Consider the following 18,326-nt stretch of genomic DNA (forward strand, 5'->3'; position numbering starts at 1 on the left):
TTCTCCAGTATAAAGAAAAAGTTCATCTCCGAACGAGCCGGGGATGAACTGAGAATACCAACAAAATATTCACGCATCGGGCATGCGCCCTTGGCCTGGCGTTCGCCGGACACTCAGCATGCGCTGAGTCATGAATACAGGAACGTTACGAGAAATTATCAAGAAAGGAGGATAAAGATGAAGTACGTTAGATATCCGACTGAAGAAGAATGGCATGAAATTTTGAGCCATAGTCCATTTATAGGATTCCAATTTTCATCTGATGATTTCGTTAATAATGCTCCAGATGTAACGATTTTTTTTAATGGGCCAATAATCAATTCATACGGATCATTGCTAGTACATAGATTTAGGGCATTGCTTGAAAGCTATATCATGTTAAGTTTCTATTATCAATTAGGAATACCGGATAACGTAGAAGATAAAAATACTAGTGGAATCTTCAAAAAGTTTGAACCTGATCACTTTGGAAATAAAGAAAAGTTCGATTACTACTCAGATGTTTTTTATCTCAAAGCATTTGCATGTTTAGAAGCTATAGGACATATACTTAAGGAACGATACAACTTAACAGTAAAAAGAGTAGAGTTCAAAAATATAGTTGGTAAGATGAAAAACGAAAATCCTGATTTATTTAAAAAATTGGGCGCAATAATAGAGAATAATGAGTTCTTTAAGGCGAATACTTATCGAAATCAGATAACCCACAATCATTCTCCTAATCTACCTGGAATACATCGACTCAAAGACATTAACGGAGCAATAATAGAGGTAGAGACAGAATACTACAATTCGAAAATGGTATACCGCAACATTTTATCAGTGTCAGAACTTCTTAAGGAGGCAATAGAAGCGATTCGTGAGTAAGGCACTGAAGCTGATGACATCTCATAACATAATGTTTACGCTGCGGGCATACGCCCTAGGTACGACATGCGCCAGACATCCAGCATATGCTGGGTTGTGAATATAGGCCGGACACGCAGCATGCGCTGAGTCGTGAATATAGTAAGTTAAACAACAGAACCAAAAACAATAAAAAAAGAAGGTGCTATGCCCTTCTAATTCCTAAAATTTTGTAACTCACTAAATAGTTGCAGAGCGTCTTTAAATCCCTGTGTATAGATGCTACGTTCCAGTATAGCTTGTAGAGAAATTTGAGCGTCCTCATAGAGAATGATTGTATCTTCCAGTTGGTCAGGTAAAGCGTCGCGCAGCGTTTTAAAATATTGATCGGTCTCCGCAGAAAGCTGGGTATACTCCTCATGAAAATTCAGAAGTTCGCTGTAGAGTGATTCTAAACGTATTCTTATAAGCGGTTCTGTTAAAGACTCTAATGAATTAGTCATATATTCTCTCTCCCTTAGATAACCTTATGGAGTCATTATATAACTCTATAAGGTTAATTTCAAGGTGAGATTTTCACTTTGCAGAGTTAAAATTTCGCTTTTCATTGATGATTGATAAAATGAAAGATAAGATAGAAGTATGGAGGAGAAAAATGAGCGTAATTAAATGCAATATACGAGAGCTTATGGCCGAACATCGAATAGATGATATAACGGAATTGATGGCAAAATCGGGGTTAAGTCGAAACTCAATTAACAAGTTGTACAGGGAAACGAATATTGAAACAACAAAGCTGGAAACCTTGTTTAAACTTTGTGATACATTCAATTGCAAATTATCTGATTTGATTGAATATGTACCGGGAGACAGATCCTAGAGTTCAGGAGGAGATCATTCTGATTTCAATAAACTCAAGCAGCTCGGATGGTCAATCATTCAATAAATTCTTGAAAAAAGTAATGACCACCTACAAACTCTCGACACAAACCCTGAGTAAAATGTCTAACAGCAGCGAAGATATGATTTTAGACTTATTGAACGGTACTGTAGACGAAACGAAATATTCCCAGATTGAGATTTCAGAGTTTCAGCAATTTGTAGTCCTACTCTCCGAAAGCTTCGAAATCGCACAGCCTAACGAAAGGGTTCAAGCGATAATCGAGCATCTGATTCATCATTTGAATTTTTCTGTGGATTCGATCGCTCTTTTTGCCAAAGTAGAAGGGCAAGATATTGAGCATTTTCTCGAAAACGCAGAATCTCTATCGTTTGAAAAACGCTATAAATTAGCAACTACTGCTGTATTTCTTTTTTATTTGTCTAAACCGCAACTCAAAACGGCTCCCCCGTCGCATTATTCCCCCCAACATGTCGCAAAAGTACATGGCTCCGCAAACCGCCTATCCTTTATACTCCCTTATATTCGATAATGAAAATCATTATCATACATAAGGGGGATTTACCATGAATCACGCACCAAAGGGACAAACGGCCGGAAGCAGGAAATACGCCGCCCGCAAATCGAGATTTCTTATGGGCTGGATGCTGGTCCTTGTTCTGATCCTGACGGCCTGCGGCGCGGGAGCCGGCGCGAACAGCAGCAGTCCGGCTGCCGCGAAGCCAGCACCGACCGAGACGCCTTCGGCTGCGGCGGAATCGGCTCCAGAGTCCAACGCGGGCGCCTACCCGGTTACGATCAAGCACACGAAAGGCGAGCTGACGCTGGACGCAAAGCCGAAAACGATCGCCGTGCTCGACGTGAAGTTTCTGGATCAGATGTTGGCGGTCGGCGAGAAGCCGGCAGGCAGCGTGATCGCCGGAGGCAACACCGATTTCCCGGAATATTTGGGCGACCAGCCGAATGACGTCCAGGTGCTGGGCACGCGGGACGAGCCGAATCTGGAAGCGATCGCCGCCTTGAACCCGGACCTGATTATCATGACCGATTTCCAGGAGGAGCAGTACGAGAACGTCAGCAAGATTGCGCCTACGCTGGTTCTTGATTTTTACGAAGACTGGCGCGATACGTTGGCGACGATCGCCCAGATTACGGACAAGCGGGATGAAGCGGAGAAGGTGCGCACAGCTTACGAAGACAAAGCCGCCGGACTGAAAACGCAGCTGGCCGAGAAACTGGGCGATGAAACGGTAGCGATTATTCGTCCGAGAAAAGAAGGCATTCGCGTTCACGGCATCGAGCATCGTATCGGCCAAATTCTGTACGGGGATCTGGGCTTGAATATGCCTGAACTCGCGAAGGAAATCGGCGAAGACGGTTCGGTTGAAATTTCGATGGAAAAAGTTCCCGAGATCGACGCGGATCGTTACTTCGTGCTGGCGGATGAGCTGTTTGCCGCGGAAGCGGAAGCGATGGCGAACAATCCGGTCTGGAAATCCCTCGATGCGGTCAAAGAAAACCGGACGTACGACGTGAACTCCACGCTCTGGATTGCTTACTACGGTCCGCTGGCGATCAACCTGATCGTAGACCAGGCTTCGGAAGCCCTGCTCGGATCGGATTGATATGGATCGTTATCTTGCAAGCGAGGGTTGGAAACAAACCGCGGACAAGTATTCGATTCGCCTCGGGAAACCGCCTGCAAACAGCGTCCGCACAGTCGCTTTGAGCGAGCTGTACGAAGAAGAAGCGTGCCGCGTTTACATCGACTGGTTTCGGCAGTATATCGACGCGCCGGATCGAAGAGTCGCCGCTTCCATGTTATCCAAACGACTCGGCTACCTCTGGACCGCTCCGCTGGTGAAGGCGATGACTTTTCATCATCAGCACGTTTCGTTCGAGCCGCACAGCACCTACCTGTATCATCCTGCGCTTACCGATGAGACAACGACGCGGTTTCCTTTTCTGGCGGTCGACGATCTTCGGGCGGAAGCGCTCGAAGGCAGCAGGGAGACATGGCGAGCCAAAGCGGTCGAAGACATGTTCGCGTCCCGGCTTACTCCGCTGCTCCGGAATCTTGCGGCGATCGCGTCTATTCCGATGAGTATCCTGTGGGAAAATATCATGGTGCGGATCGGCCCGCTGTATCTGCGTGATGCGGACGACGCCGGTCGGGAACATGAACACGTCCGGGCGGATTTCGAATATCTCACTCAAGCAGCGCCCGGAGCCGTGTTCGATCAGCGAAAGAACCCGTTTACCCGATTCACGACGTGCGAGCACGGAATTCCGGCTGCGAAAAGCGAGCGGATCACCTGCTGCTTCTACTACCGGATGTCGGGGGAGTACTGCAGAAAGTGCCCGAAAATTGACACTGAGAATAAGTCTCAACTAAAATGACAACAGCAGCAACCTTACCTTTGCCCACGTATTCGTTTTGGCGAAGGATGCTATTGTCGGGAGATGAGAGAAATGCCGCTGCACGAACAAACCAGCTTATGGAGCGATACGACGATCAAGATGCTTGACGGGTACAGCGGGACTTTGCAGGCGGGCGGCGTCCTTGGCATGAGCGAAACCGAATCGATCTCGAATCTGCTGCTGCTCGCGGTAGGCGGGGCAGGGGAGCTTACAATGAACGGCGAAGTGTGCCGCATTGGAGCTTCTTTTGCTTGTCATATGGTTCAAGGCACATCGTTTACACTGACGTCCGCATCGGACGAACTTTATTATATCGCGATTGCGTACCGGGCTTCTTCCATCGAAGGGGCTTCCCTCGCCATGCCTTCGTACCGCAAACATCCGCTTCAGCGCTCCTTTATTCAAAGCACGGCGGCTCAAACGGAATGGGTGCAAAATGCGGAGAAAATCATCGCCAAATGGCGCCGCGGCGAAGGATTGGAATGTTTTCACGCCAATGCGCTGCTGCAAAGTATGATCTACGAACTGATTATGGAATACGAATGCGGCCAGGGCGGAACGGAAGCCGACGTGGTGGAGGTTGTGGCGTCCTATATCTCGTCGAATTACCGCCGGGAATTGGAGCTCAAAGACCTGGCGGCCCTCGCCGGATGCAGCGTCAGGCAGCTCCAGCGGCGGTTCAAGCAGGAGAAGCAGCTCGGCCCGATGGAGTATGTGATTCAGCTGCGGATGGAGAACGCGTCGCGGATGCTGCGTCATACGGAAGCTTCGGTCGGAGAAATCGCGGAACGGATCGGTTATCGCGATACGTATTATTTTAGCCGGGCGTTCAAAAAGGTTTATGGCGTTCCTCCGCTGCATTACCGGCTGGCGCAAGCTGCGAAAACGGACGCGGAGTACGCCCATGCGCTGCTGCAAAACCGCACGGCTTCTTCCTACGACTCGGCTCAGGGCCCGGTCATCTGCCATATGCGGGGCGAGTATCCGGTGACGGAAACGCCGCGGCGGATCGCCGTGCTGGATGTGCAGTATGCGGACCATCTGCTGTCGCTCGGATTGCCTCCGGCGGGCAGCGTGGGCTCGGGCAGCGCGTCCGTGAATTTCCCCCGGCATATCCGGGCGGGACTTCAAGGTACGGAGCTGCTCGGCACATACGAATACCCCGATCTGCTCGCGGTGGAGAAGCTGTCGCCGGATCTGATTATTTGCACCGAAGTCCATGAGCGGCACTTCGACCGGTTGAGCGCGATCGCTCCGGTGTTGATGTTCAAACGCAACGAAAGCTGGCAGACCGTTCTGCGGCTGTTCGGCGAACTGACCGGCAAACGGGCGGAAGCCCGGCGCATCCTGGCGGATTACGATCGGCGAACCGCTTTGCTGGCCGAAGAACTCGCTTCCGTCCTGGCGGGGCAAAGCGTGGCTTTGATCCGTCCGCTGGATTCCCTCGTACGGGTGCATTCGGCCGCTCATCGCACGGGCGCCGTGCTGTATCGCGATCTGGGGCTGCCGGTTCCGCTGTTTGTGGCCGACACTTCCGATACCGCGTATCATATTTCGGTCGACCGGCTTCCCGCCGTACAGGCGGGCCATTACTTTTTGCTGAGCAACGAAACGATGCAGGAAGGCAGATCGGCGACCGAGCAGCGTGTGCGCGGAATGCTGGATACGGACGAGCGGCAGCAGGTGCACCCGGTAGACGCCGCGACGTGGATCGGCTGTTACGGTCCGACGGGAATTAACGGGATTGTGGATCAGATCGAGCGGGCTTTGTTGACTGGATTTCGAGGGATTGGGCATGGGCGTGTAGAATAGTTTTAGAAACGGATCATGCGAATTATTGAAGCTAAAAAGGAGCCGACTTATGACTGACTTTCTGAATCGATTCGAAACTCATTTCAAAGCCAATTTTCTGCAAGATCTTACCGATACGCTGGCTCAAGCGCAGCACGAAAAAGTTTACGCCTGCGCGTTCGGCACGGACAGCGACTTTACGACGTTGTTTCTGGCGGTCAATACGGAAGAATCGCTGGCGCGGCATATTGCGGATATGAAGCAGAAAGGTTTGTGCGAAAGCGAAGCGTCCGAGATTTATTATCGCTGGGGCATTTCGGAGTATCAGTACGGGGACGAGACGCATTTTAACGGAATCAGCGACGTGATGTACGAAGCCGAGAACGCCTACGACCACAAGGACGCAATCGTCTCGATTATTGCCGGAGTCGTCCGCGATACGGATGAATCCGTGTTCCGGGCATACGGTCAAAGCAAAGCGGACATCGTATTCTTTGTGTCCATGACGGACGACGACGAAGCGGAAGCACTGGAAAACGAAACGGTGGTGCAGATGACGGACGCCGAACTTGCCAAGAACTTTTTGAAGCGATACGATCGTTGATCCGGTGGAAAAGGAGATTCAACGCATGAAGACTCATATTTTGATTTATGAAGGTTTTGCCCATTTCGAGGTGATGCTGGCCAGTTATCTTATGAAAACGGCCGGAGACATTGTCACGGTAGGCGTGGAGGGAACTCCGGTCGCTTCGTACGAAGGGTTTCAACTGATTCCCCACCTTAAGCTGGGCGAGATCGATCCGCGGGAGATCGACGTGTTTTTGGTGCCCGGCGGCGATGCCGCGGAGCTTGAAGGCTGCGGCAAACTGCATGAGCTGCTGGCGGAACTGGATCGTCGGAAAAAGATCGTCGGAGGCATTTGCAGCGGAACCTTACAGTTGGCCAAAGCCGGAATTTTGAAAAATCGCAAGTACACCACTACGCTGGATACCGCGGCCCACGCCGAATTTGAACCGCAGCATTACATCGATCGGAACACAGTCACAGACGGGAATGTGATTACGGCCAAAGCCGCCGGGTATGTCGATTTTGCTCTGGAACTGGGCACGCTGGCCGGTATTTATAAAGATGAGGCGGACTATCGGGAAACGATTGATTTTTTTAAATACTTCAAGTCTTGAATATTTTACTTGGGAGATCACTTTTATAAAGACAGTCTTGGCGATCTTTGCGCCGGGGCTGCTTTTGCATATGATGAGAAAAAGACGGGAGAGAGGTCCAATGCAGCAGATTTTTGCGGATATTAGAGACGGACATATAGAAGCAGTCAGACAGGCTTTAACTTCCGGCGCTGATCCGAACCGCATTTATGAGGAGGGTTGGACTTTACTGAAAGCGGCGGCCGAACACGAGCGGTTGGAGATTATTCGGCTGCTGGTGGAAAATGGGGCGGACGTCAACTTACAGCCAAACGGAGGATGGACCGCGCTTCAGCAGGCTGTGGACATGGCGATTGACGGAACGATTCAGTCCGGCGGACAGCAGGGCGATGAGCCGGTGAATATTATTCAATATCTGTTAGAACAAGGAGCGGATGCGCAGCTTCGCGATGCAAACGGCGAGAATGCGCTGGATATTGCGGAAGCTTATGAGTCGGAGAAAGTGATTGGAGTGCTGAAAGGCGGTAGATAAGAGCCCGGAAGCTCAAGATGAAAAGCAAATTCAAAAACAAAAATAAAAAGATCGGAGCATAATAATGCTGGATTCGCTGTTTATTTTCTATAGACGGATTGTCAAACTAAGTGCAACACTTCCTCCTGAAACGATTCGTGCGTGGACTCCCAGCCTAGACACTTGCGAGGCGGGTTGTTGATCAGATGAAGCGCTCGCTCCAGTTCAGCGTCCGTCACTTGGGCAAAATCATGACCTTTCGGGAAAAACTCTCGAAGCAGTCCGTTCGCATTCTCATTAGAGCCGCGCTGCCAGGACGAATACGGATCCGCAAAGTAAACCTCGACCCCTTGTACGGCCTTCAGTGCCGCGTGACAGGCGAACTCTTTGCCTCGGTCTGCGCTGGCGGTTTAGATCGCGGCTTCCGGGTACTGGGCGGCCAGCATCCTGAACGCAATCTCCGTAGACAAGGCCGTACGGTTCGGCATCTTAATCGTCTGGTAAAAGCGTGTTTTTCACTCAACGAGCGTGGCGACACAGGCTTTTCTCTTGCCCTGCGCCTTTAGACTCTATCTGCACTCAGATAACGATATTTAGGGGGAATTATAATGTCTTTTAGTCGATCTGACCTAGGAGCTCAAGCCTCATGGAAAGGTTATTCTTCTCAGACTCTCTATATTGCTTCGCGAATTGTAGAAGACGACGCTACACTTGAATACTATCCAGAACATTTAGAAGATTTGTTAATAAAAAAAGACGGAGTAGTAGCTGAAGTAGTACAAGTCAAAGATTTAGGTTCGAATATGAGTTTATCCAGTCTGGCATCTACAAGTCAATCGCAGAAGAATGAAGGCTTTTTTCAACGAGTAGTGAGTTTAAAAGCTACTGAGACTGAACCGATCATAGCAAAAGTTGTATATTTCGGAGCACTAGGAGAAGAACTTGAAAATTTGATCAACCTCAAAAAAGAAGTGGTAGAGAGTGTTAAGAAAAAACTAAAAGATAATCATGGCCTTAAGGTGGAAGAAGCCGAGTGGCTGTTAGACAGACTCGTATTTGAAAAAGTGGATCATACCATGCTTCAGGAGGCTGTGACTAAACAAGTTAAAAACTATATACCTACCATGAGTGCTCCAGGTTTAATGCAAGACTTATTAATTCAATATGTCTCGGACCTATCAAGAACTCAACAATTCACTTCAAAATCAATTTGGCAAGAAAAAGTAAATCAAATTGGAAGAAATATGGCTTCATTTGATGGCTTTTTTAGAGAATGGGGAGGATCACTTATAACCTTATCGGCTATTAAAACGAATAAAAATTATGAAGAGCTGAAGGAAGAATACAAACAGGGCGTTTCTACTCATCCTGCGCATATTCGAGCCTCGCTAGATTTTGAACGTTTGGAATTCTCGGAAAAGATACAATCAGCGTTATCGCAAAGCAAAGCGGTAATTATAAAAGGAGTATCCGGACAAGGGAAGACTTCATTATGTTACAAGTATTTAATAAAAGAATATTCTGAAGAACTTGTATTCTGCATACGACAAATCCAATCGCATGAGCAGGCAGCAAACCTGGTTAAAGCAATCATAGGATTATCCAGTCATACAGATCATATTATTGTTTATATAGACGTAGCTCCTGGTCAGACCTATTGGACTTGGTTGATCCGTGAGCTGCAAGTCCGTGGGAGCAATGTGCCTGTTTTGATATCGATCCGGGAAGAAGACTTCAAACAAGCAAGCTTAGACGAGAGTGAAGTAACATTCAAAGCCATAGAGCTCAATCTATCAGAAAAAGAAGCGGCACAAATATATAAGCGACAAATAGAAAATGAACCTCATATACACTTTCGTAATTTTGAAGAAGCATGGCAGATGTTCGGAGGAAGCGGACCCTTATTGGAATTTATGTATTTATTGAATAATAATCAAACTTTAGAGCAAAGATTGAAAGCGCAGATTCAACGCTTGATAACTGAAAAAGTAGATGATACATGGTTGGAGCTTTTGCTTCTGGTCTGCTATGTGGGAAGAGTGAATGGTTCTGTACGATTGGAAAAAGCTAAACAAGAAATTCATGTTTCAAGCGCAATTAGTGCATTGAAAAGAATGAGTAATGAATATTTAATTCGGAATTCAGAAGACGGAACATATATTGATTCGCTACATCCCGTACGTGCTAAGATTCTTTTCGAAATTCTTCAAAAAGAAATAGGAATTGAGGAAAAAACAGTATTGCTGCGGAGTTTGGTATGTGTAGAAGACACGCAGCCTCAACTTCTTCTTGTTCAATACTTTACAGACCACGGAATCGAAGCGGACTTAATTAGTCAGATTGCTGCGGTAGAATATGCGGATTGGACAGCTTACGGTGTTACTCTCAATACAATGCTCTGGCTGGATGTCAAACAGTACGTAGAAGAAAATAAAGCAACATTCGACTTCACTTTTGATCATAACGGATCTGGGTGGAGGATGTTTGTTCCAATGGATGTGACAGGAGAAATAAAACCTGGAAGGTTTGCAGCAGAAGAATGGTTAGAAGGCGAAACTTTGAATAATGTTCTTGATAAAAAAAGATTGCGTTCTCATCTTGAGCAAATAAAAAAATCGTTAAAAGATACTAAGTTATCCTACTCGAATACAGATAAGTGGTTAGACCTTTCATCTGCGCCTACAGTGCTCCCTGTGAACGAGACGGATTGGTCAAATTTTGGGTACTCTCTTTTTTGGTCAGGTTTGCGAAAAAAAACAATACCTATTCAGATGTTTGAAGATAAAATTCTTGCTGCGATGAGCGAAGGGCAATTAGAAAGTCGAGTAGATGCGGCCTTAGGATTATATCAGCAAAGCTACATGAATGCTTATAGTTTAAGCGAAGAAATTCTGCGTGAAAGATTGATTGAGGAATATCGAGTACTTTCTTTAGAAATATCCGAGGAAGAAATTCTATGTCAATTTCCTCCTGATTATTTTTACAAATCAACTGAAGAAACTCATGAAAATTTTAATCATTACTCGACTATGAATATGGTAAAGCTATTAAGCCGTTTGTACCCAAATAAGAATTTGGTTTCAGTAAAGTTAATAGGAAGCGAATTATTGAAAAATTTAAATGTAATAAATTATGATAATGAAAAAAGAATTCTTAAAGAACACTGGCCGGACGGGTGGATTACGCAATTGAATTCAAGAATGCTTATAAGAGTCAATCTTGATCATCGACCAGACAGCTGGAACTTATATTTGCAAGATATTAATGTTCTGCGAAAACAGATAAATGAAGTTTTAAATCAGTTCATAAATTTAGTAGAGCGCTTTTATAAAAGCAAACGTTGGGATTTTTCAGCAGAGAAAAATTTCAATTCGACATTAAAGGTCCTACAACACGCTCTGCGCAAAGAAAGACTGCTGCCTAAAGCCATTATCGATGGGTATGGACTAAGTAGCGAAGGTTTTAAAGAAAATAAAGAGGTTCTTCTATCTAGGATAAATTTATCCGCCCAGCCTGACGAAGCTTTTAGAAAACATTTTTCTGAGATGAACTCTAATATGGATAATTTTTTCAAACAAGCTCTAGAAGTATTAAAATTGAGAAGAGAAGAGCGAGAAGTAAGTTCCAATTCATCAACACTGAATATTTATGAGGCAGCAAAGGAAGCCTTTTTTATGCAAAATGAATTTCAAAATTTATTTCAAGCTTATACAAATGAACAGTATTCAACGTTTGCTTCCAAGGAGTTGGAGGATTTACTTCTAACCTTGAATATGTGGGAAAGCGTAACGAATCATAGACCAACTGGAAACGGATTACGTTATAGTGCAAAAGAAAAGCTAAAGCGTCTATCCAATAAATCGGAACAAGCTTTTCAAACATTCGTAAATTCTATGAATCCTTATATTATTGTCAAGGATATAGAAGAAGGGAATGCTGTTCATAGATTCATTATATATACAGAACCAATTTCCGAAACCTACACGATTTTGGATCAGTACCATTTGGTTTTTCGGGAGCTTGAGAAAACTTGGAATGTGGCTAAAGACTTTAACTACTTAAGATGGCAAATCGAAACTACTTTTTCTGGGTTGACTTTTATTCCTTTATACAATGGACTTCCTATAATAGGCAGTTTTGAAATACCGCTGTTCAGGATTCTTGGCGCATTTGAAGTAGAATTTTCTTTACCTTTACCTTCGGCAGAGCTCCCAGAAGAGATCTATAACTCCTATGGATTGAATTCTCCTTTTCAAAAACAGTGGAGAGAAGCGATAGCCGAGGTTGGAATAATAAGAATGAGATTAATACAATATGATCAAGTTATTGAAGAAGTATCTTTATTCGAAAATCTGATAGAAAATAGTCTCGTAAATTATATTAATGATTTCCAACTTGGAATCCTAGAAAATTTGCAAAATGTAGTTAATGCAGTTGTGCAGCTTAGAGGTTTATTAGATGACAGTCTTCCACCAGAGCTAGAGCAATTGTTACATCTTATACTAGAGGGATTGTCGTTTGGGGAAGATTTGCAAGATAAAGTCAACTCGCTTCAAAATACAGAGTATATTAGCGAAAGTTTATTGCAGGTGACAACGTATATGTTTTTAATAATCCCGTATCTGACGGATTGTCAAGCTGAGAGCAACACTTTGGAACTAGAATAAAAAGTGGACACGGAGTTAAGGAACACCGGATAATATGTACTAAAGAAAGAGGTATCCGTTATGGCCGAGCAGCGTCAACGATATAACGAAGAATTCAAGAAACAAGCCGTCAAGTACGTCCAAGAGCAAACCAAAACCCTGCCGGAGATCGCGGAAGAGATGAATATTCCAACGGGTACCCTGAAAAATTGGATGACCAAGTATCGCTCGTTCGAACATGAACCCGTAGCCTCAGCGAACCCCGAAAAGCTGCGGGAGATGGAAGCCAAACTGCAGGCCTCCGAGCGAGAGAAACAGGATCTGCAGGAGGAACTGGCGATTCTAAAAAAGGCGCTGCACATCTTCAGCAAAGAAAAAAACTGAGATTTCAGTTCATCGAAGCTCATCGCTCCGAGTTTCGAATCGAGAAGATGTGCCAGGTCCTCCAAGTTTCGCGGAGCGGATTCTACAAATGGCTTCAGCAACCTCAGAGCGAGCAAAAGAAGCGGAAAGCCCATGTTTAAACCTGGATTGCGTACCCCTTTCAGGATCACGAAAGTCGGTACGGCAGTCCTATGACGTTGACAAGGGAGTAAGTCATTCTCGATACGCCCGCTTTGGCGATAATATCCGTAATCGAGATCCGCTCCCACGAGCGTTCTTCCAGCAGCAGCAGAAACGCTTCCTGAATCGAGGCTCTGGACAGCTGCTTGAGTTCGTCGTTGCCCATCTGTGACACTTCCTTTCGCTTTGTCTCACCGCGAGGTTTACGTCTATAATCCGCGTTCGGCGGGTGATATGATTGTAACACCTCAAGCGATTCAAGCACAGAAAGGTTGCGAATACGATGAACAAATGGATGAAGTCCGTACTGGCTCTGGCCGCTGCCGCGGGAGCGGTGGGCGCGAGCGCGCTGTACGTCAATAAAGTCGAACATCAGTCGCTGCGCAGCAAGCTGTTTGCGGGGCTGATCGGAATCAGCGGCACCAAGAAAAGATTTTTTTCCGAGCAGCTGATGCAGGCAAGTATACAGGAAGTCGAAGACTCCAAAGATTACGTGCTGCCGGATAAAGCATACAAAAGCGCGGTCGGCCGCGAAGAAGTACAGGGCTATCCGGTGTACACGTTCAACGACAAGCAGGACCGTGAGCAAAAAGTCGTCCTGTATATCCACGGCGGAGCCTGGGTATATCAGCCGACCGGCTTTCACTGGGCGTTTATCGACAAGCTGGCGCAGGCGACGGGAGCGAAAGTCGTGGCGCCGATCTATCCCAAAGCGCCGAAGCATACATTTGAAGCGACATTCGCTCTGCTCCGGGACCTCTATTCTTCCGCGGTAAACGCGGTCGACGATGCTTCGCAGCTTACGATCATGGGCGATTCGGCGGGCGGCAATATTTCGCTTCTGCTGGGCCAGCGCCTGGAGGAGTGGGGCCTGCCGCAGCCGGGGAACATGATCGCGTTCTCGCCTTCGCTGGATCTGTCTTTTGACAATCCGGCGATCCAAGAATATATGACTAACGATCCGATGCTGGCGGTGCCGGGCGCGCGCTATGCGGCATCCCGGTGGGCGGGAAGCGAGGATGTGCGCAGTCCGCTGCTGTCTCCGCTGCATGGCGATTTCTCGAAAGTCGCGAAAGTGACGATGTTCTACGGAACTTACGAAGGCGGCTATCCGGACGGCGAGCGTTGGGACGAGCAGCTGACCGCAGCCGGTATTCCGCATAACTTTTACGTCTATCCCAAGATGATCCATGTGTTCCCGCTGTATCCGATTCCCGAAGCCGATCGAGCGTTCGAGCAGATCGTCGCGGCGATGGAAGAAACGGCGTAAGCCCAAAAAGCCGGCAGTCTCGTCAAGAGGCGGTCGGCTTTTGCATGTAAAAGGAAAAGTGGCGAGCGTTCGCGCTGTCCCGGCAGAGGTAGTCAGGCTTTCGACGCGGGCTTCGCTGCATTTTTACGATTCAAATAATCCGCCGTATAGCTGATAAACTCCGTAAATCCGGTCGCAAAATCGGGGAAATCCAGCTGGATGCCCGCTTGGATATGCGCTTCCCGCTGCAGTGGACTCGGAGTCACGGTAGGAAACAACCCGGAAGCGTAATGCGTTTGCAGCTGGACGAACTGATTAAGCGTCGCTTCGCTCCAGGCGGGAAACGCGACTTTGACGACTTCCTTCATCTCCGAGAGATACAGAGGCAGCTGCCTTTTAAAATGGACCAGCTTCTCCAGCGAGACGTTGCGCTCGATAATCGTCGCGAGCATGGCGAGCAGCTTCAGCATCCGCGGATGCCGGTTCGTCGCCTGCGCCCATTCCTTTGCAAAGCCGTCGGTGTCCCGGGTAAAGTCGGAGACGATCGTCTTTTTCAAATCGTTAACGTAATCGTTCAGCTCGTCTTCGATCACCAGCAGATAGATTTCTTCTTTGGACGAGATATATTTATACAGATTGCCGCGCGTGAAGCTGGTTTCTCTGGCAATTTGGGTCAGGTCGATTTCGTGAAACTGTCCAGCATCGAACAGCTTGATCGCCGCGTCTTTGATCTGCTGAACTCTGATTCGCCGCTGTTCGTCCGTTCGTACGCGTTCAAATTCCATCGTGCATAGCCCCTTTCCCAAAAAGTATAGCATACAAACTTGCATATCCACCAAACGCCCTCTATAATGATCTTTAATTAACGTGACGTCACGTCAATAAAAGGAGAGATAACAGTGAACGAATCGAATAAAAAAGTAGTCCTCATTACCGGCGCATCGTCGGGAATGGGCAAAGCGACAGCCAATCTGCTGCTTCGGCAGGGGTATATCGTATACGGAGCCGCCCGGCGGGTAGAAAGAATGCGGGACCTGGAAGCCAAAGGCGCGCATATTCTGGAGATGGACGTCACGGACGACGAGTCGATGCAAAGCGGGGTCGAACGCATTATCCGCGAGCAGGGAAGAATCGACGTGCTGTTCAACAATGCCGGTTACGGATCGTTCGGAGCCGTCGAAGATGTGCCGATGGAAGAAGCGAGGCGCCAGATGGAAGTGAATTTGTTCGGCGTAAGCCGGTTGACGCAGCTGGTGCTTCCTTACATGCGGGCGCAGAAGTACGGGAAGATCGTCAACAACTCGTCGGTCGGCGGCAAGATCTACACGCTGCTCGGCGCCTGGTATCACGCGGGCAAGCATGCGCTGGAAGGGTATTCCGACTGTCTTCGCCTGGAAGTCGCGCCGTTCGGAATCGATGTGGTGGTGATCGAACCGGGCATCGTCGAAAGCGAGTGGGGCGAAGTCGCGATCGAGCATATCCGGCAGACGTCCGCGCATACGCCTTATCGCCAATTGGCGGAAGCGGCGATGGGAATGTTCGGCCAGGTGAAAAATGCGGCTTCCCCGGACGTGATCGCGAATGTGGTGCTCAAAGCGATCGAAGCCCGAAGACCCCGAACGCGATACGCCGCCGGCAAACAGGCAAGGTCGGTTCTGCTGCTGAGAAAACTGCTGTCCGACCGCATGATGGACCGGGTGGTTTATCGGATGTTCCGCGTCTGATCGGCTATAATGGAGGTCACGGTATTAAATTATTCGGAGCGAGAATCAAAGTCACCGGCGGCCATATCGGCTGGGCGGACCGGATCTTTGTAATGGAGAAAAAGCATAGGCAAAGACTCCGCGAAAAGTTCGGCGAAGAACTGCGCGGCAAGCCGCTGAACGTTCTGGATGTTCCCGACGACTACGGATATATGGACGAGGAACTGATCGAGATTCTGAAATCGCGGGTAGCGGAATATATCGAGCTGCCGGAGGATTTTTGAAAGCGGGGGAGGCGAAGATCTGGAGATCGCCGATTGGAGCATCGAGGTAGAGGTTCGGATTATTTGCGCTGTTCTCAAAAGATAGAGCTGCCCCGAGTCGTATTGACGACTTTGCGGGCAGGCTCTTTTTTTATTCGGCTCTCTTTCCTCGAAAAAATGTAAGCGATTTTACAAATGTCCGGTTTTCTTACATGAAATTTCGAAAATGGAATGAAAAATGTCGCTTTTGCGCTCTTATACGGAATAACGCTTGAAATGAGAAAAATGCAGCATCGCAAATTCGCCAAAATGCATCGTTTTATTCGGTATTGCTACTTTATGGAGTCAGTTCCGTGGGATTAGAATGCAGGCTAAAGGAGGGATTATATGACGACGCAGCAAACGGCGGCAGCGACGGGAATCGGCAAAAACCGGGTCAAAAAGCAGGAACGCCGGCGGTTGATCAAGAAAAACAGTTTCTTGTACCTGATGTTTTCGATTCCGTTTTTCTACTTTGTGATCTTTCACTACATTCCTATGTTCGGTATCATTATCGCATTCAAGGATTACAATGTGTTCGACGGAATCGGGGGAAGCGAATGGATCGGGTTGGGGTATTTCAAAGAATTTCTGTCCGATCCTTACTTCTATAAGCTGGTCCGCAATACGCTGGCGATCGGGATTTATCAAATCTTGTTCGTGTTCCCGGCTCCGATTATCCTGGCGCTTCTGCTGAACGAACTTCGAAACGGCTTGTTCAAACGCTTCGTGCAGACGGTCAGCTATCTTCCGCACTTTCTGTCCACTGTGGTGATATGCGGCATCCTGGTCAACTTTTTGTCGCACGACGGCATGATCAATCAGTTCCTGCAGTTCTTCGGCATGGAGCGGATTCAATTCCTGATGATCCCCGAATGGTTTCGGACGATCTATATTTCTTCCGACATCTGGCAGGGAATCGGCTGGGGTTCGATCGTATACCTGGCGGCACTGACCAATATCGATCCGCAGCTTTACGAAGCGGCGACCGTGGACGGGGCGAACCGCTGGAAGCGGGCGCTGCATATTACACTGCCCGGAATCGCGCCGACCATCATCATTATGCTGCTGTTTAGTATCGGAGGCATTATGTCGGTTTCTTTTGAAAAAGTGCTGCTGCTCTCCAACGGGTCCAACTTCGAAACTTCTGATATCATCGCGACTTACGTGTATCGCCGCGGCCTGGTTTCGAGCGATTTCAGTTATGCGACCGCGGTCGGCCTGTTTAACTCGCTTATCGCGCTGTTCTTCCTGACCATCGGCAATAAATTCAGCAAGAAAGTGAGTGAGACGAGCTTATGGTGAAGACGATGAAAGTGTCGGCCAAGAAAAGCGGCGGCATCGACGAAGGATTCGGCAGCCGGCTGTTCGATATTTGCAACGTTCTGCTGATGCTTCTGCTGATGTTCGCGACGTTTTATCCGCTCTATTACGTGCTTGTCGTCTCGCTCAGCGACGGTCATTCCGTGATGCGCGGCGATGTGGCGTTCTGGCCGAAAGGCTTTACGCTCAGTACGTACCAGCTGATTTTTGACGATGTGTCGATCTGGCGTTCTTACGCCAATACGATTCTGTATACCGTAGTGGGGACGACGATCAACGTTGTGTGTACCGCCATGTGCGCGTATCCGCTGTCCAAGAAGTCGTTTTACGGACGGGGATTCTTTACGCTGATGATCGTCATCACCATGTTCTTCAGCGGCGGGCTGATCCCGTCGTATCTGCTGGTCCAGAAACTTCATATGCTGAACACGATGTGGGCGCTGGTGATTCCGGGGGCGATCAGCGTATGGAATATGGTGATTATGCGGACCTTTTTCCAGTCGATTCCGAACGAGCTGTACGAATCGGCCGAGATGGACGGTTCGAACGAGCTGATCTCGTTTCTTCGCATCACGCTTCCCCTGTCCAAACCTATTCTGGCGACGATGGCTTTGTTCTACGCGGTAGGACACTGGAACAGCTTCTTCTCCGCCATGATCTATCTGGACGAGAAAGATAAATTCCCGCTGCAAATCATCCTGCGCAATATGGTCGTCATGGGCGAAATGTCCAACCAGACGCAGGAACTCGGCGGCATTTATGCGAGCGTGACGGCGACCAATATCAAATATGCGGTTATCGTAATCGCGGTGCTGCCGATCGTCATGGTGTATCCGTTTATTCAGAAATATTTTGTCAAAGGCATGATGATCGGCTCGCTCAAAGGATAAGCCGGCGGACAGGCCGACC

The 18,326-nt window shown here is 47.9% G+C and carries 19 protein-coding genes and 1 pseudogene; 16 read left to right on the forward strand and 4 right to left on the reverse strand.

Annotated features, from left to right (window positions below; genetic code table 11):
- Window positions 1-867: Cthe_2314 family HEPN domain-containing protein (locus QWJ34_RS21920; RefSeq protein WP_302731176.1), on the forward strand; the 867-nt coding region annotated here is incomplete at its 5' end.
- A gap of 194 nt (window positions 868-1,061) precedes the next feature.
- On the opposite strand, the gene QWJ34_RS21925 is transcribed toward QWJ34_RS21920, so the two are convergent.
- Entirely contained in the window at window positions 1,062-1,349 is a 288-nt protein-coding gene (locus QWJ34_RS21925; protein ID WP_302731178.1) for a hypothetical protein, read from the reverse strand.
- Between the two features lie 152 nt (window positions 1,350-1,501).
- On the opposite strand from QWJ34_RS21925, the gene QWJ34_RS21930 reads away from it, so the two are divergent.
- From QWJ34_RS21930 to QWJ34_RS21965, 8 genes are all read left to right on the forward strand, one after another.
- The gene (locus tag QWJ34_RS21930; protein ID WP_302731180.1) at window positions 1,502-1,726 is read left to right on the forward strand and encodes a helix-turn-helix domain-containing protein; all 225 of its coding nucleotides are present in this window, start codon (window positions 1,502-1,504) and stop codon (window positions 1,724-1,726) included.
- Window positions 1,704-2,279, forward strand: coding sequence for an HTH domain-containing protein (locus tag QWJ34_RS21935; RefSeq protein ID WP_368047011.1), 576 nt, complete (start codon window positions 1,704-1,706; stop codon window positions 2,277-2,279). Before QWJ34_RS21930 ends, QWJ34_RS21935 begins: the two co-directional genes overlap by 23 nt.
- 34 nt (window positions 2,280-2,313) lie before the next feature.
- Complete coding sequence (locus QWJ34_RS21940; protein ID WP_302731182.1) at window positions 2,314-3,372, forward strand: ABC transporter substrate-binding protein; 1,059 nt, start codon at window positions 2,314-2,316, stop codon at window positions 3,370-3,372.
- Window position 3,373: 1 nt separating this feature from the next.
- Window positions 3,374-4,147: a (2Fe-2S)-binding protein gene (locus QWJ34_RS21945; protein ID WP_302731184.1), complete on the forward strand. Its 774-nt coding sequence runs from the start codon at window positions 3,374-3,376 to the stop codon at window positions 4,145-4,147.
- Between the two features lie 72 nt (window positions 4,148-4,219).
- On the forward strand, window positions 4,220-5,980 hold the full coding sequence (locus tag QWJ34_RS21950; RefSeq protein ID WP_302731186.1) for a helix-turn-helix domain-containing protein: 1,761 nt from the start codon (window positions 4,220-4,222) through the stop codon (window positions 5,978-5,980).
- Between the two features lie 49 nt (window positions 5,981-6,029).
- Entirely contained in the window at window positions 6,030-6,563 is a 534-nt protein-coding gene (locus QWJ34_RS21955; protein WP_302731188.1) for a DUF4303 domain-containing protein, read from the forward strand.
- A 4-nt stretch (window positions 6,564-6,567) separates the two neighbouring features.
- Window positions 6,568-7,140 (forward strand): DJ-1/PfpI family protein, encoded by a 573-nt coding sequence (locus QWJ34_RS21960; RefSeq protein WP_302731190.1) that lies wholly within the window; start codon window positions 6,568-6,570, stop codon window positions 7,138-7,140.
- A 100-nt stretch (window positions 7,141-7,240) separates the two neighbouring features.
- Window positions 7,241-7,651: an ankyrin repeat domain-containing protein gene (locus QWJ34_RS21965; RefSeq protein WP_302731191.1), complete on the forward strand. Its 411-nt coding sequence runs from the start codon at window positions 7,241-7,243 to the stop codon at window positions 7,649-7,651.
- 101 nt (window positions 7,652-7,752) lie between these two features.
- On the opposite strand, the pseudogene QWJ34_RS27170 reads toward QWJ34_RS21965, so the two are convergent.
- Window positions 7,753-8,184 (reverse strand): annotated as a pseudogene (locus QWJ34_RS27170) (IS30 family transposase); the annotation flags it as partial.
- Between the two features lie 54 nt (window positions 8,185-8,238).
- On the opposite strand from QWJ34_RS27170, the gene QWJ34_RS21975 reads away from it, so the two are divergent.
- A complete protein-coding gene (locus QWJ34_RS21975; protein ID WP_302731192.1) occupies window positions 8,239-12,297 on the forward strand; it encodes a hypothetical protein in 4,059 nt (1,352 codons plus the stop codon).
- 60 nt (window positions 12,298-12,357) lie between these two features.
- Entirely contained in the window at window positions 12,358-12,660 is a 303-nt protein-coding gene (locus QWJ34_RS21980) for a transposase (protein ID WP_302731193.1), read from the forward strand.
- A 166-nt stretch (window positions 12,661-12,826) separates the two neighbouring features.
- Here the strand turns inward: QWJ34_RS21980 and QWJ34_RS21985 are convergent, their stop codons facing one another.
- The gene (locus QWJ34_RS21985; RefSeq protein ID WP_302731195.1) at window positions 12,827-13,006 is read right to left on the reverse strand and encodes a hypothetical protein; all 180 of its coding nucleotides are present in this window, start codon (window positions 13,004-13,006) and stop codon (window positions 12,827-12,829) included.
- A 117-nt stretch (window positions 13,007-13,123) separates the two neighbouring features.
- On the opposite strand from QWJ34_RS21985, the gene QWJ34_RS21990 reads away from it, so the two are divergent.
- Window positions 13,124-14,110 carry an alpha/beta hydrolase gene (locus QWJ34_RS21990; RefSeq protein WP_302731196.1) on the forward strand — a complete coding sequence of 329 codons (987 nt, stop codon included), beginning with the start codon at window positions 13,124-13,126 and terminating at the stop codon, window positions 14,108-14,110.
- Between the two features lie 92 nt (window positions 14,111-14,202).
- On the opposite strand, the gene QWJ34_RS21995 is transcribed toward QWJ34_RS21990, so the two are convergent.
- Window positions 14,203-14,874, reverse strand: a complete 672-nt coding sequence (locus tag QWJ34_RS21995) for a TetR/AcrR family transcriptional regulator (protein ID WP_302731197.1) — start codon at window positions 14,872-14,874, stop codon at window positions 14,203-14,205.
- Between the two features lie 114 nt (window positions 14,875-14,988).
- On the opposite strand from QWJ34_RS21995, the gene QWJ34_RS22000 reads away from it, so the two are divergent.
- The 4 genes from QWJ34_RS22000 (at window position 14,989) to QWJ34_RS22015 (ending at window position 18,307) form a co-directional block, all read left to right on the forward strand.
- Complete coding sequence (locus tag QWJ34_RS22000) at window positions 14,989-15,813, forward strand: oxidoreductase (protein ID WP_302731198.1); 825 nt, start codon at window positions 14,989-14,991, stop codon at window positions 15,811-15,813.
- Window positions 15,810-16,076: a protein tyrosine phosphatase gene (locus tag QWJ34_RS22005; protein ID WP_302731342.1), complete on the forward strand. Its 267-nt coding sequence runs from the start codon at window positions 15,810-15,812 to the stop codon at window positions 16,074-16,076. Before QWJ34_RS22000 ends, QWJ34_RS22005 begins: the two co-directional genes overlap by 4 nt.
- Before the next feature lie 366 nt (window positions 16,077-16,442).
- The gene (locus QWJ34_RS22010) at window positions 16,443-17,399 is read left to right on the forward strand and encodes an ABC transporter permease (RefSeq protein WP_302731200.1); all 957 of its coding nucleotides are present in this window, start codon (window positions 16,443-16,445) and stop codon (window positions 17,397-17,399) included.
- A complete protein-coding gene (locus QWJ34_RS22015) occupies window positions 17,393-18,307 on the forward strand; it encodes a carbohydrate ABC transporter permease (protein ID WP_302731202.1) in 915 nt (304 codons plus the stop codon). The genes QWJ34_RS22010 and QWJ34_RS22015 overlap by 7 nt, the downstream gene beginning before the upstream one ends.
- The last annotated feature ends 19 nt before the right edge of the window (window positions 18,308-18,326 follow it).

The sequence above is a fragment of the Saccharibacillus sp. CPCC 101409 genome, assembly GCF_030518235.1.
Taxonomy (GTDB): Bacteria; Bacillota; Bacilli; order Paenibacillales; family Paenibacillaceae; genus Saccharibacillus.